General features: G+C 38.5%; 14 protein-coding genes. 7 read left to right on the plus strand and 7 right to left on the minus strand.

Translation table 11 applies throughout. The features are described from left to right. Positions 1-422 precede the first annotated feature (422 nt). Positions 423-920 carry a hypothetical protein gene (locus AC06G9_RS10710; protein ID WP_480958125.1) on the plus strand — a complete coding sequence of 166 codons (498 nt, stop codon included), beginning with the start codon at positions 423-425 and terminating at the stop codon, positions 918-920. A gap of 149 nt (positions 921-1,069) precedes the next feature. Further along, the gene (locus AC06G9_RS10715) at positions 1,070-1,666 is read left to right on the plus strand and encodes a hypothetical protein (RefSeq protein WP_480958126.1); all 597 of its coding nucleotides are present in this window, start codon (positions 1,070-1,072) and stop codon (positions 1,664-1,666) included. A gap of 385 nt (positions 1,667-2,051) precedes the next feature. On the opposite strand, the gene AC06G9_RS10720 is transcribed toward AC06G9_RS10715, so the two are convergent. Further along, on the minus strand, positions 2,052-2,582 hold the full coding sequence (locus AC06G9_RS10720) for a hypothetical protein (protein WP_480958127.1): 531 nt from the start codon (positions 2,580-2,582) through the stop codon (positions 2,052-2,054). Positions 2,583-3,025: 443 nt separating this feature from the next. Next, positions 3,026-3,763: an NADPH-dependent F420 reductase gene (locus AC06G9_RS10725; RefSeq protein ID WP_480958128.1), complete on the minus strand. Its 738-nt coding sequence runs from the start codon at positions 3,761-3,763 to the stop codon at positions 3,026-3,028. Positions 3,764-4,092: 329 nt separating this feature from the next. On the opposite strand from AC06G9_RS10725, the gene AC06G9_RS10730 reads away from it, so the two are divergent. Genes AC06G9_RS10730 through AC06G9_RS10740 form a run of 3 tightly spaced genes read left to right on the plus strand, consistent with a single transcriptional unit; the run spans position 4,093 to position 6,671 of the window. Further along, positions 4,093-5,217: an LLM class flavin-dependent oxidoreductase gene (locus AC06G9_RS10730; protein WP_045756274.1), complete on the plus strand. Its 1,125-nt coding sequence runs from the start codon at positions 4,093-4,095 to the stop codon at positions 5,215-5,217. A gap of 38 nt (positions 5,218-5,255) precedes the next feature. Then, complete coding sequence (locus AC06G9_RS10735) at positions 5,256-6,275, plus strand: LLM class flavin-dependent oxidoreductase (RefSeq protein WP_480958129.1); 1,020 nt, start codon at positions 5,256-5,258, stop codon at positions 6,273-6,275. A gap of 42 nt (positions 6,276-6,317) precedes the next feature. Beyond that, complete coding sequence (locus tag AC06G9_RS10740) at positions 6,318-6,671, plus strand: winged helix-turn-helix transcriptional regulator (RefSeq protein WP_045756272.1); 354 nt, start codon at positions 6,318-6,320, stop codon at positions 6,669-6,671. A gap of 202 nt (positions 6,672-6,873) precedes the next feature. Here the strand turns inward: AC06G9_RS10740 and AC06G9_RS10745 are convergent, their stop codons facing one another. Next, positions 6,874-7,611, minus strand: coding sequence for a metallophosphoesterase family protein (locus AC06G9_RS10745; RefSeq protein WP_346573147.1), 738 nt, complete (start codon positions 7,609-7,611; stop codon positions 6,874-6,876). 3 nt (positions 7,612-7,614) lie between these two features. Then, positions 7,615-8,358 (minus strand): nucleotidyltransferase, encoded by a 744-nt coding sequence (locus AC06G9_RS10750; RefSeq protein WP_260949529.1) that lies wholly within the window; start codon positions 8,356-8,358, stop codon positions 7,615-7,617. A 268-nt stretch (positions 8,359-8,626) separates the two neighbouring features. Between AC06G9_RS10750 and AC06G9_RS10755 the strand changes: the two genes are divergently transcribed. Continuing rightward, complete coding sequence (locus tag AC06G9_RS10755) at positions 8,627-9,451, plus strand: hypothetical protein (protein WP_480958130.1); 825 nt, start codon at positions 8,627-8,629, stop codon at positions 9,449-9,451. Between the two features lie 169 nt (positions 9,452-9,620). After that, the gene (locus AC06G9_RS10760) at positions 9,621-10,223 is read left to right on the plus strand and encodes a DUF4468 domain-containing protein (protein WP_480958131.1); all 603 of its coding nucleotides are present in this window, start codon (positions 9,621-9,623) and stop codon (positions 10,221-10,223) included. Between the two features lie 219 nt (positions 10,224-10,442). Here AC06G9_RS10760 and AC06G9_RS10765 read toward each other — a convergent pair whose 3' ends face one another. From AC06G9_RS10765 to AC06G9_RS10775, 3 genes are all read right to left on the minus strand, one after another. Then, a complete protein-coding gene (locus AC06G9_RS10765; protein WP_260949526.1) occupies positions 10,443-10,832 on the minus strand; it encodes a RidA family protein in 390 nt (129 codons plus the stop codon). Positions 10,833-10,915: 83 nt separating this feature from the next. After that, complete coding sequence (locus tag AC06G9_RS10770) at positions 10,916-11,485, minus strand: Crp/Fnr family transcriptional regulator (RefSeq protein WP_260949525.1); 570 nt, start codon at positions 11,483-11,485, stop codon at positions 10,916-10,918. Positions 11,486-11,757: 272 nt separating this feature from the next. After that, entirely contained in the window at positions 11,758-12,621 is an 864-nt protein-coding gene (locus AC06G9_RS10775) for an OmpA/MotB family protein (RefSeq protein WP_480958132.1), read from the minus strand. Between the last annotated feature and the right edge of the window lie 250 nt (positions 12,622-12,871).

Here is a 12,871-nt window from a genome sequence, read left to right on the forward strand (position 1 = left end):
TGATCCTTTTCAAATATTTCTACGGCGTAAATACCATATAGCCATCTTTTATAATATTTTTATCTATCAGTGTTTTTATCGATTCATAGTCCGCATCAGACTCCATGAAAATTGATGTAGCCCTGCCAAAGGAGATTCCATCAACCTACATAAAGTCTTTTGGATTAAGACCTTTCATAGCAGCATATACGGATTTGGAATTTTTAGCATTACATTTAAGTGGCTTAGTGCTTTTATATGAAGGGAAGGGGATGCTTAGTTTTTGCCCAGAAGATGACAGTAATCGGTTAGCTGTGATCCAAAGGAACAAGTTAGAGGAGCAAATGCAGCAACGGAGTCGGTAAAAAATAATGGCAAGCCCTATTCGATAAATGCGGATTTTATTAAATTATCTGTTATCTTGACGTGTAATCGAAAATAGTATGATTAAAAAATATCTTGGAAACTGTTTTATCTTGATTTTACCGATACTGATCTGGAATATCCTATTGACGGATCATTTGCCACCAGCATATCAGCCTGAAGTATTTTCAAAAGATATTCCTTCTTTCCTCATGTATGGGGAACAGATTTCAAGAATTATCATCTTTCTGTTGGCATTTTTGATGCCTCTCCATATCTCTAGAAGCAACAAAGGCCAAATGCTTGGTCTCTACATCTACACCGTAGGTGTGCTGCTCTATTTTGCTTCATGGATCATGTTGATTGGCTTGCCCAATAGTGCATGGAGCAACAGCATGGTCGGTTTTTCTGCCCCTGCCATTACTCCTGCATTATGGTTAGGGGGAATCGGCCTGATCGGAAATTCGTTTTATTTTAATTTACCCTTCAGACGTTGGCCATTTATGTTCATATCGGCTATCTTTTTGTTTTTTCATATCAGTCATACCATAGGGGTGTACTACAACATTCACTCCTGATCATTCCATGATCGGGTAGGATAGGTGAAACTAATTTTTTGCCAAATGACAAATATTTCTATTTTTGTTGTTCCCAATTGGATTTTTAATAATTGACATGATTAATCCAGCACGAAAGGTAGCATTGAAAAATTTTAGAGATGATGTATATGAAAAAAATATTCAGTATGGCCGTACTTGTACTGCTTACGCACTTGAGTTTCGCTCAATATTTTAAGCTCACGGACAAGGGTTTTGTATCCAATGAGAATCATGATTTTGCGGTTGTAGAAGTACCGAACGTCAAACAAATGGATTTGTACAAGAACGTACTTAATGCCATTAACTCGCTGTACAGCAATCCTCAAAAAGGCCTCAGTGTGCTGGAAGGTGAAAGTATTACGCTAACGGCATATGAAGAAAAAGCGCTTCCTGTGAGGCATGGAGGTAGTGGTTTTGGAAAAACGAATTATGCATATGACCTGTCGTATACTTTATCCTTTCTTTTTAAAGATGGTAAAATCCGGATGAACAGCCCTACTTTTGAACTGAGAAGATGGTATGAACGTACTTCCAAAAATGGGAGCAATTGGGGTCGTAGTGGTTGGAGAATGCTCAATCTGGTGGAAGATAAGAAGAATAGCACCGCAATATATGACCAAAATGGTAAATTGATTTTAGAGGATGCTGCCAATCGATTGAACACTCATCTGAATGCACTCTTAAAACAGATTGTGGATAAATCGAATACGATCAACAATTGGTAAAAATGATTTTAATGTAGCTCCATAAAGAAATGAAAAGTTTGCAGATAAAATAGTCAGCGAAATGATCCACACAAGTAGCTGTAAGACATTTTGTTTCACGTCATCGGCCAATGCCTGTTTCAATTCTGCTGCATCCAATTCTGTACAGAAGGCCTGCTCAATGGCAGCAGGCCCACCAGGATTAGACGGCTTTTAAAATAGCTATTCGTCTGGCCGCGATCTTACGTAATATCTTTTCTTTAATTGTGGCCGGTATATTTCAAAAATAAAAACCATTCCAACATTCAAAGCAATGGACCTTCAACGGAAAACCGTTCTTGGTTTAAATTTTAAAGGCTTGTCTTTAAGGTAACAATCTCCGTATTTTACGCATACCAAAAAAATCTTATTTTATAATTTTCCCATCAATCTTAATGCTTTTCCAATTATCATCTAAACCTATTCCTTTGATGTAAGTTACCTGATGTGGTTTACCTTTCAAATTGTCATGATTAACCATATCAAAAGAAAAAGTAATTTTTTCATCGGTTTTTTCAACCACAGTAACTTTATAATCATTTGTGGTCGTGTCATTAAGCGTGTAGAAACTATCACCAACATTGCTGTTGAACTGAGCACGGGTATACTCTTTATCAGTAGCATCTGGCCAAGATTCCTTTAATTTACCGTTTTCATCGATTCGAAGATAAGCTGTTGAAACGGCATCACCACCCACTAAGGAGTAAAACTTATAATACAATTTACCATCTATTCGGAGTGTATCTTGTATTTCTGTATAATTTTGAGGGTCAATCTTCCAATAGTTTCCAATTTGCAGGGGTAAAAAAGAATTTGTCGCGTCACCAGTTGTCTGATCTGATTTACAGGCTACGAAAAAAAAGAGTAGCGGCAAAAAGTGCTGAATTTTTATGTTCATAATTGTTCGGTGTTATAATGGTTTAAAATTATGCTTTGTTTTTTGGTTTTATGATAGTTAGGTAATAGTTAGATGTGATATCACCGCTCACAAAGTTAGAAATTGGCATTGATTATGAATTGGTTATTTTTAATCATTTTAGGAATGCAGGTAAGGACGTACATTTGGTAGATGTAAAATGGATCCTTTTTCAAAGGGAATTAAATCACAAAACACCTTTTCAGCTCGTAGCTGAAAAGGTGTTTTTATTCAAGAGTAGATGTATTATGCGTTGTATTATAGTTGTATAACTCATATCATCTAAAGTAACAGTATGTAGTAGATCTTGATCATCACCTACATTTTCCAATATCTCTTATAGCATTTATGTGAGCTTATAAAATCTAATGTCACCTGCACATTATGCATCGTATAGGAAGTTATAAAATGATTGCTATATTTTCTCAAGCGAATAATGCTCGATTGAATTTAACAACCTCTGGATGGGAAGGATAGGACGACATTGCTGAAAGCTCGGCTATGGCTTTATCTCTCAGAATGGGCGCATCATCTTTCACGCCATCTGCCAATGCCTGTCTCAGTTCTGCTGCATTCAATTCGGTACAATATGCCGGAGTTCCGGGCTGGTGCCTCCAGGATTCTGAAAGTGTTCCCGAGTCAACGGTATCATAACCGGCATGATCAACTAATCCGGCTATTACCTTTTTTGCTTCGGCATCATCACCGGCTATAGCCATGGCAATTCGGTCATCATCACCAGGTTTTTTTCCACCACTGGCAAGTGTTTCCGCCAGTAAGTTATTGAAAGCTTTTATCACAGGTCGTCCCAATTGTTCAGATACCCAGACACTCTCTACCTGGCCATTTTTGATTTCTTCCATATCCGCATCACGAAACGGATAATAGTTGGAGGTATCGACCACAATGACATTTTGTGGTACCTCCGCGAACAGATCTTTGGGTAATGTGGGTATGGCTATGGTGGGTATCGCTAAAATAATCACATCTACATCCTTCACCACTTCTTTCTGATGAGCAGCTGTTGCACCTAACTCCTGAGCAAGGGCATTCAATTTATCGATGTTGCCGGTGTTATTTACTTTGACTTGGTGTCCTGCAGCAGACATTTTTTTTGCAATTGTTCCGCCTATTGCACCCGTACCTATTATTGCTATTTTCATATGCTGATGATGTTAAAAATTGATGGACTACCATTCAGGCGATCTGCTGTTTACTATTCAAAACTGATTCGTTAGCCTGTATGGTACAGTGCAATTTATATTTATATCACGATAAATTGTATCGTACTTTCCTTAAGGAAAGCTGATTTGTGGTTTTAAACTCCCAAAAGCACGATTTACTGATGAAAATAAATTTCACTTTCCTTTAGGTAACTACTATATTTTGGTTAGTAGATTTACTGTAATTTTGTAAGGTGTAAAAAATGGTACGATCGATACTTCGGAAATATCGAGTAGAGATCACTCCTTTAATTTAATCACGAAGGAATATGGGTAATACAAAAAAATTGAAGCTCGCTGCGATAATTGATGGACCTGGATGGAATCATACCTCTTGGCAACATCCGGATATGCCATCGGACGCAGGCGAAAATATAGACTTTTACGTTCAACAGGCTAAACTTGCGGAAGATGCCAAATTTGAAAGTTTATTTTTGATTGATGTCAGTCATGTTGGTCCCGGGAATATTCCACATTATCTGAGTATGTTCGAGGGAGTTTCTATTATGTCTGCCTTAGCGATGGTGACCAAAAATATAGGACTTGCATTCACGGCCTCGAGTTCTTATACCGACCCCTATAACATGGCAAGACAAGCATTGTCTTTGGATAAAATAAGCCGCGGAAGAGTGTCACTGAATGCCATTACTTCCAATCCGGGAGGGATGGTCAATTTCAGTAGAGGTCATTTGTCGAAAGCAGATCAGTATCCCATGCACATCGAGTTTTTAGAAATTATAAGGAACTTGTGGGACACCTATGAGGACGATGCATTTGTAAGAGATAAAGAGAATGGAATCTTTTTGAATCCACACAAAATGCATTTAACAAACTATAGGGGGAAATATTTTTCTGTTGAAGGTCCTTTGAATATAAGCCGTTCTGTTCAGGGAAGACCTGTTCTATACACCGCAGGAAGCTCGCCAACATTCGTTGACATTGCTACGACGTACACAGATGGTGCTTTTATAGGTGGTTTTTCGATGGAAGAGACAAGACATACCGCTATGGCGCTGAGAAGAAAATTGGATGAGAAACAAAGAAACCAGGACAGCTTTATTATAGCCACTTCGCAAAATCCGATCGTGGGAAGAACAGATGCTGAAGCGCATCAGAAATATATGGAGCTTGCTGTACTAAATCGGTATCAGCGAATTGCACCACCGCTGTTTTTAGGGTCTGCCGAAAGTGTAGCTGATGAAATTCAAGAATGGTACGAACAGGGAATAATGGATATGCTGATCATTAAACAGGATCATCCCTACGGTCTCCGAGATTTTATCGAACTGGTTGTTCCTATTTTACAAGAACGAGGAATTTTCCATACGGACTACGAAGAAACAACGCTGCGTGGAAACCTCGAACTTCCAAAACCAGCATTCAGAAATTTTTAAAAGCATCAAGGGATTAATTATATCAAAAATATAAAAAGATGAAAAAACATATCGCTCATTCCATTTTAGAGCTCGCCATCGTCTCAGAAGGCAGCACATTTAGAGAGACTTTACAGCATTCGCTGGAACTGGCTCAAGTGGCAGAAGCAAATCATTATAAACGCTACTGGTTTGCGGAACATCATAATTCGGATTCGGTCGGAAGCAGTGCAACTTCGCTGCTGATACTTTATGTAGCCGAAAATACCAGTAAAATAAGAGTAGGTTCTGGCGGAATTATGCTACCCAATCATTCTCCTTTGATCATTGCGGAGCAATTTGGAACTCTTGCTCATCTTTATCCAAACCGCATTGATTTAGGTCTGGGAAGAGCTCCAGGTACGGATACGCTGACGGCCCAGGAAATCCGATCGGACTTTATGAAAGCAGCGCACTCTTTTCCTTCTGAAATTGAGAAAATTGAACATTACTTTTCAAAAACGAACAGCAAGGGTAAAGTAAGAGCTCCGATCGCAGAAGATGTCGATGTTCCTATTTACATTTTAGGATCAAGTACAGATAGTGCCCATCTAGCAGCCCGAAAAGGATTGCCTTATGCTTTTGCAAGTCACTTTGCCACCGATCATTTAATGCACGCATTAACGATCTATCGCGATGAGTTCCAGCCTTCCGAAGTGATGGATAAACCCTACACGATTGCGGGGGTCAATGTGATTATTGCTGAAACTGATGAAGAAGCACAAAGAATGTTTACATCACTGATCAGAATGTTTTTGGGTATTTTGACTGGAAATTCTCAACCGCTGCAACCACCAACAGAAATGACGGAGGAATTGCAAGATATTTTCCATCATCCAAATGTGCATCAGATGCTTAAGTATTCTTTTGTGGGAACCAAAGATGCTGTTAAAAAACAGACCAAAGCATTTCTTGAACAAACACAAGTTGATGAACTGATCGTCGTATCAACGATTTATGATATACAGGATAGAATCAAGTCGACAGAATTGTTTGCTGAAGTAATGAGCGAAATCAATTCGGATGATAGCACAAACTAAATGAACATGATGCGCACAGCAGTATCGTAAAAAATTAACATAATGGCACAAAAAAAAGTTCACTGCGATTGTTTAGAAACCATAAAACCGGTACGAGATACTTTGGATGTGATCAATGGCAAATGGAAAATACCAATTATCATATCGATTGGTGTGGGTAATGATCGTTTCACAGATATCCAGGAGAGTATTCCGGGAATCTCACCAAAAGTTTTGGCAAAAGAACTCAAGGATCTGGAGCAGCATAAACTGCTCAGGAGAAATATTATAGAGGAATATCCAGTGAAGATCTCCTACCAGCTGGAAGAATATGCAGACACATTGACACCACTGATTTATGCATTAAAAGATTGGGGTATTAATCATAGGAAAAAGGTGACCGAGTCGTTTTCTTAAACTTTTCCCATGTTTTATATAGAGGCTGCGATATGCCAGAACCTTTGTTTTGCGGTGATTCGTTTCCACTCTTTGCGTTTGGATTTTCCGATGAAAACCATCTGAATATGTTTTTTGAAAAACGTATTCAGATGGCTTGACAGAATTTAAACGGGTAAGCGATCTAAAGTTTGGCCTAGTACCTCTTTTGATCAGGAATATATTATACCTCAACTAGCAGATAGGACTGACCATCTCGCTCTCGTTTTAATACAGGAAGAGCGACATTGTATACCGGAATCTCACTTGTCGTATGACCGCTGAGTGTGCCGCCATGTGCATGTCCATGAAAGGCAATAGACACCTGCCTTCTGGTCAGGGGTTCTGCCAGATGTGAGGAACCTAGAAAAGGAAACAATTGCTCGGGTTCACCCACTACGGTATCTTTAATCGGTGCATAATGCAGCAATACCGCTTTGGGTAAATGGGGGTAATCCTGTTCCAGGCGGGTCAGTGCACGGTCAAGTTGCAAAGATTCATTGACAGCCTCATGAACAAACTCTTTCATCATATCTTCCCCGAAAATAGACAGCATATATTGATCAAATCCTCCTCCAAATCCTTTTACTCCTGCAAAAGCAACATCTGCTAAGACAATGGATTCGCCATCTAAGATCGTCATATGATGATCGGTCAATATTTGCTTAATGATCTTTTGCCTACCTTTTTCGTAATCGTGATTGCCCAATACACCCACCACCGGGATGCGAAGTGCCTTTAACTCTTCACCGAGTACGACCGCTTCTTCTTCATCACCCGTATCGGTCAGATCACCACATATCGCCAGTACATCGGCGGTTTCATTTAATTCTTCAAAGATATCGCGCAACTTGCCTTTGTCTGAAATCCGAATATGGATATCCGCCATGGCGGCAATTTTTGTTTTTTTTCTTTCTTCCATCAATTATATAGTCGTTATGGTATATGATTTATAATTCCATTCCTTTACATCGACTTCATATTGGGTCTGGTCGATGAGCGGACCTCTACATACTTTTTCGACAGGAGAGGGGAGCTCATATTGCTCTGCAGCTCTTTTCATCAATTCGTCGAACAGCCATTGGGGGATGATCTCCCGATAGTCAGCAGGATACACAAATTGAAATATAAGTAATTGCGCCAGCAGCAGATGCCAATGGGGGTCTAAGCGTTTTAAAAGCAATTCCCAATCCACACTTTTTCCATATTTCAGCAAAATATGGTTGATGTCTGCACTGTCGTGGCGCTCTCGGTTTTGCACATAAATTTTGCACCAAATGAGTTCTTCTACAGGAATAAACTGGACGGGTAGGTCAGCAAAATGACCACTGGGAGCACGTTCATACCAACTATCATCCACGGTACAGATATTGTTGACCGTATCGAATATAATATCGATAAAATAATCTCCATGAAATACTTTTGCAAGCCATCTCACATCCGTTAACTCTGTCTGATAGCCTTTTTCAGCAAAGTGTTTCAGTATTTTAGGGTATTCACTGCTCTTGCAGAAGATATCCAAATCTTTGGTGTCCCGAAAGATGCCTGTATAGTGGAACATGGCAAATGCTCCGCCCAACATAAATTGACAATCGCATTCTTGCAACAGCAGTATGGCATCCTTATAAAAATCTCCCGATTCTTTTTTTTCTTTATCCGTTGTGAGCATATTCTATCTTTAGTACTAAAGTTCGTCTTGGTATAACAATTTCATAGCCGTATTAGTTTGGTATAGGGCTAGCGCTGGCTAGCTGGTCGATCAAGCTGCGTTGAGTTCGTTGCGGAAAAAGTGGTTGTCATAGGGCTTTTATTGATAATAGGGGTAATGCCATCGTAAATGGATCGTATTAACAATTCTTTTTAAAAAATAGAGTACTTTTAATATCGTTTAGGAAAAGAGCATGTAATAAAAAATAAAACACCATTCATATACGACGATGAGCATAGTAAAAATACCGAAAAAATTGCGAGATATTTTGGACACGTTAAGAAGTGGGCAAATTGAAATTGGTCTTCAACAATTAGCGCATATAAAAGGCTTTGAACCGCAGAAAGCTATGGTATATGCTGAGATAAGCTATTTCAATAGCAACGACCAAAATGCGATGACAAACGATGAAAATGCTTTACCCTTTGACGAGCAGTGGTATGCGGGAAACATTTTGTGCGAACATTTTTTTGCCTATTCCCATGCAGCAATTAGGGGTGGCCAAATTTCGAGAGCTGCAACGTTTTACAACAATTTCTTGAAGGAAAAAGAAAAATTAAATTTACCTGAGCATCGCATCCATTTTTATAGGCATCAAATTAACAATCATTTAGCGAAACTGAATGGAGAAAAAGATTTGATCATAGACAACAAACCGCTGCAACTGGTGAAAGAAGGGAAATCAGTTGATGAATTTAGGGCACAATTAAAGCAGTATCGTCCAAAATTGACATTTGAGAGTGAACAGGGAGCCGAATATCTGCTCCAATTTATGTTGGAGACCGGAAATACGGACGAAAGCCTTGCTTATTATGAAACGTTTGCAGATAAAATAGTCAGCGAAACGATCCATATACAGGCTGCAAGGCTTTTTCATGTGACAGGACAGATCGATCAAGCTCAGCAAGCACTGATGCGGTTTGTAAAAAACTGGTATCCTGTTGAATACATTCAAATCACTCCGATGGTCTTATTCAGCTATGAAGACTTGTACCCGCTGTTGACTACAGCATGGAAGCAGGAAATTTTACATACACCAAAAGGAAAACCATAAAGCTGGATAGGAACTGATGGATATTGCGATAGCATGATCATCGCCATATGATCAGCCTTGTGTTGGAATTTCCATCTTTTTCTGTAAAATTTGAAATAAAATGGGGTTTATGTACTGATGTGGAACGATCATTGAGTGAAGAAAAAACAGCAGATTGAAAATTTTAAAAATGATGAATATAAAAAAGGTACTCAGTATGGCCATACTTTTACTGGTCGCCCAGTTGAGTTTTGCTCAGTATTTTAAACTCACGCAAAAGGGTTTTGTATCCAATGACAACAGCGATTTTACCGTGGTGGATGTCCCCAATGTAAAACAAATGGATTTGTATAAAAATGTGCTCAATGCCATTAATACCCTATATAAAAATCCACAAAAAGGACTTAGTGTCGTGGAAGGTGAAAGCATCAGTATAACAGCGTATGAAGAAGAAGTTCTCCCTATAAAACTTTCTAATGGGCTCGGAAAAACACTTCGTAAATATGATTTATCCTATAAACTCACTTTTCTTTTTAAAGATGGCAAGATTCGGATCAACAGTCCTGATTTTGAAGCTAAAAGATATGTGGAAGGTACTTACAGAGGTGCAAGTGGTTGGAGTGGCGATGAATGGGTAACACTACGAATGACAAAAGTCGGAAAATCAAAATTATATCTTTTTGAAGATAATGGAAAAGTAAGATTTGAAGATGCCTATACGGGTTTAAACAATCATTTTAATTCGCTTATCAAACAGATTATTGATAAATCTGGAACGATCAATAATTGGTAATCAGTTAAATTGAACTTGTCTTTCCCTGTTGCGATATTGAAAAAGGGAAATGATCCGTCTTTCCCCGGCCATTTCATTTCTGGAACAGTCTAGTTATTGGAGACAACAGGAATATCAGTTAAAAAAAAGACCTTTCATCATTTCTTGATGATCGGTCTTTTTTTATGTGTACACATCGTAATCTGATACTGCTGTGTGATGTAGATCGTTAGTGATAAATTACTTAACTACTGTAGCTTCCATCTCAACTTGAAGGGTTTCAAATAGTTTCGGTACTTCAAGTACGGTACTGGTCTGCTTGATCTTGTGTTGACTGATCCATGCTTGGAAAACATCAAAATTGTTAAATAATGCTTCAGAATCTGTGGTATAAATATTTAACCTAACGATATTCGAGAGATCGAAGTCAGCTTGCTGTATTACTTTTTCAAGATTTTTTAAGGTTATTTCCAATTGGGTGCGCATATTTTCAGCACTGCAGATTCCATGTTCGTCAATTGCGGTCTGTCCTGATACATACAGTGTACTTTCCACATGCTTTACTTCAACAGCCTGTACATAACTTCGAGCATCTTGCCAAGTCCAAGGGTTAATGATCTTTTTTTCCATTTTATTGTTTTATTAAAGTATGGTACAAAGATCATGATGTACATGTAAAAGACGGTGTGACAAATATCACTTTTTCAAAAGCATTATAAAATACGGCTTAATGTTTCCCTGGATACACCTAGGTAGGATGCCAACATGGACTTTGGGATACGTTGAACCAGTGCGGGATGGTTGGTGATCATGTGCTCATATCTTTGCTTCGCACTAGAAGTCAGGAATAATAAGATACGTTGTTGCGAACCTATATGTCCTGCAATAGATTTTTTAAGAAAAAAATGTTCCATTTTTTGAATGGTAGCACATAGCTTCTCAAAATGATCTAAGGTGAGGCACAGCATTTTGGTGTTTTCAATACATTTTAACGCGAATGTTGATCTGCTCTTGGAATAAAAGGCAACGAAATCAGTTTCCCACCAGTCCTCCATGGCAAAAGAAATGAGATGTTGCTTGGCATCCCGATCGGTGTAGCTCAGCACGACTAATCCTGATAGTACGAAATAGACATGCTTAACGGGTTGACCTTCTTCAAAGATCAGCTCATTTTTCTTGAATTCTTGAAAGGTGAAATGTTCATATATCCACGAAAACTCATCATCAGTAAGGCTAATCATTTTTTCAATATGCGTTCTCAATTTATCTTTTATATCATTCATCTGAGATGCTAAAATTTAAAGTCAGTTGCAAGTTATGCATCGTATGCCAAGTTATAAAATGATGGCGCTGTTTTTACGGGAGTTTTTCTAAATCGCTGCTCGATCAACAGACATTTGATGTAGGAAACAGTAAATGCCTGTAAACAAGAAAAGCTGATCCTTCGATTAGCTTTTTCTTTTGAAATCCTGCTGCTAGGAGTACATCAATTCCAGATCGGGTGGATCGAGTGCAGTTCCATAACAACTGTGAAGCACTGTTTACCATTGGTGATTTAGTCCAGACTTGTTTCTGGCGCTTTACCAATAAGTTCCATAAACTGATCTAACTTAGGCGTAATGATGATCTGAGTCCTTCTATTTTTTGCCTTTCCAGCTTCGTTATCATTTGGAGCGACTGTATTATATTCACCACGTCCTGCTGCGGTTAAACGTTTTGGATCCACTCCGTAGGTGTTTTGCAAAGCCATCACCACTGAAGAAGCTCTCAACGTACTTAAATCCCAGTTATTGCGGATGTTCGGCATGCTGATCGGCACATTATCTGTGTTACCTTCTATGAGTACATCGTAACTGTTATAATCGGTGATAATCTTAGCAATCTTGGCTAATGTTTCACCTGCTTTGTCTGAGATCTCATAGCTTCCGGATTTATAAAGCATATTATCAGCAAGTGATATATAGACAACTCCTTTTAATACTTGAATATCCACATCTCTGATTTCTTCTCTGCTTAGGGAACGGGTCAGGTTGTTGGTCAAAACTAAGTTGAGTGAATCACTTTTGTTTTTACTATTGACAAGCTGTTGAATGTATTTGTTGGACGAATTGATTTCATCCACAAGCTTTGAAATATTCACATTTCCTTGATTGCTGGAATTAAGACAGTTGTTTAAGGCCGTTTGTAAAGAGGCAACATTTGCTTTTTCAGAAGCAATTTGTTCATCCAGACTCTTAATTCTGATTTTAGAGCCATTTAAATCACTCTCAGTTGTCTGTAAGCGACTATTGAGGTCTTGATTACTTTGTTGTAGTTGCGTGTAACTTGCTTGTAGAGCAGCAAATTTTTTATTACTCGTACAACTTGATCCTAAAGTGGCTAACGCTAGGACAGCGTAAATAAATAATGGATGTTTCATAGATATAAAATTACAAGTTAATTTTCGATACACAGCTATAAGAAGTAAAAAAAGCAGCTTCTTTTTCTATCTTACCGATGGCCAGACCGTATGCAAAACACCAAACTGTTAGCCGTCCAGACGCACAATCTGATGTTCATACATCATATCATGATAAACGAAGAAAACCGTTTGTTATTTTAAAAAACAAACGATTTGTCGTAAATGTTTTATTTTGATCTGGCTTTGATTTGCCCAGTCAGCTTATAGG

This window comes from Sphingobacterium sp. MAE (assembly GCF_056711605.1).

Bases quoted from the DNA above. Each gene is read 5' to 3' on its own strand.
- AC06G9_RS10710 (WP_480958125.1), top strand. From the start codon at position 423: ATGATTAAAAAATATCTTGGAAACTGTTTTATCTTGATTTTACCGATA.
- AC06G9_RS10715 (WP_480958126.1), top strand. From the start codon at position 1,070: ATGAAAAAAATATTCAGTATGGCCGTACTTGTACTGCTTACGCACTTG.
- AC06G9_RS10720 (WP_480958127.1), bottom strand. From the start codon at position 2,582: ATGAACATAAAAATTCAGCACTTTTTGCCGCTACTCTTTTTTTTCGTA.
- AC06G9_RS10725 (WP_480958128.1), bottom strand. From the start codon at position 3,763: ATGAAAATAGCAATAATAGGTACGGGTGCAATAGGCGGAACAATTGCA.
- AC06G9_RS10730 (WP_045756274.1), top strand. From the start codon at position 4,093: ATGGGTAATACAAAAAAATTGAAGCTCGCTGCGATAATTGATGGACCT.
- AC06G9_RS10735 (WP_480958129.1), top strand. From the start codon at position 5,256: ATGAAAAAACATATCGCTCATTCCATTTTAGAGCTCGCCATCGTCTCA.
- AC06G9_RS10740 (WP_045756272.1), top strand. From the start codon at position 6,318: ATGGCACAAAAAAAAGTTCACTGCGATTGTTTAGAAACCATAAAACCG.
- AC06G9_RS10745 (WP_346573147.1), bottom strand. From the start codon at position 7,611: ATGGAAGAAAGAAAAAAAACAAAAATTGCCGCCATGGCGGATATCCAT.
- AC06G9_RS10750 (WP_260949529.1), bottom strand. From the start codon at position 8,358: ATGCTCACAACGGATAAAGAAAAAAAAGAATCGGGAGATTTTTATAAG.
- AC06G9_RS10755 (WP_480958130.1), top strand. From the start codon at position 8,627: ATGAGCATAGTAAAAATACCGAAAAAATTGCGAGATATTTTGGACACG.
- AC06G9_RS10760 (WP_480958131.1), top strand. From the start codon at position 9,621: ATGATGAATATAAAAAAGGTACTCAGTATGGCCATACTTTTACTGGTC.
- AC06G9_RS10765 (WP_260949526.1), bottom strand. From the start codon at position 10,832: ATGGAAAAAAAGATCATTAACCCTTGGACTTGGCAAGATGCTCGAAGT.
- AC06G9_RS10770 (WP_260949525.1), bottom strand. From the start codon at position 11,485: ATGAATGATATAAAAGATAAATTGAGAACGCATATTGAAAAAATGATT.
- AC06G9_RS10775 (WP_480958132.1), bottom strand. From the start codon at position 12,621: ATGAAACATCCATTATTTATTTACGCTGTCCTAGCGTTAGCCACTTTA.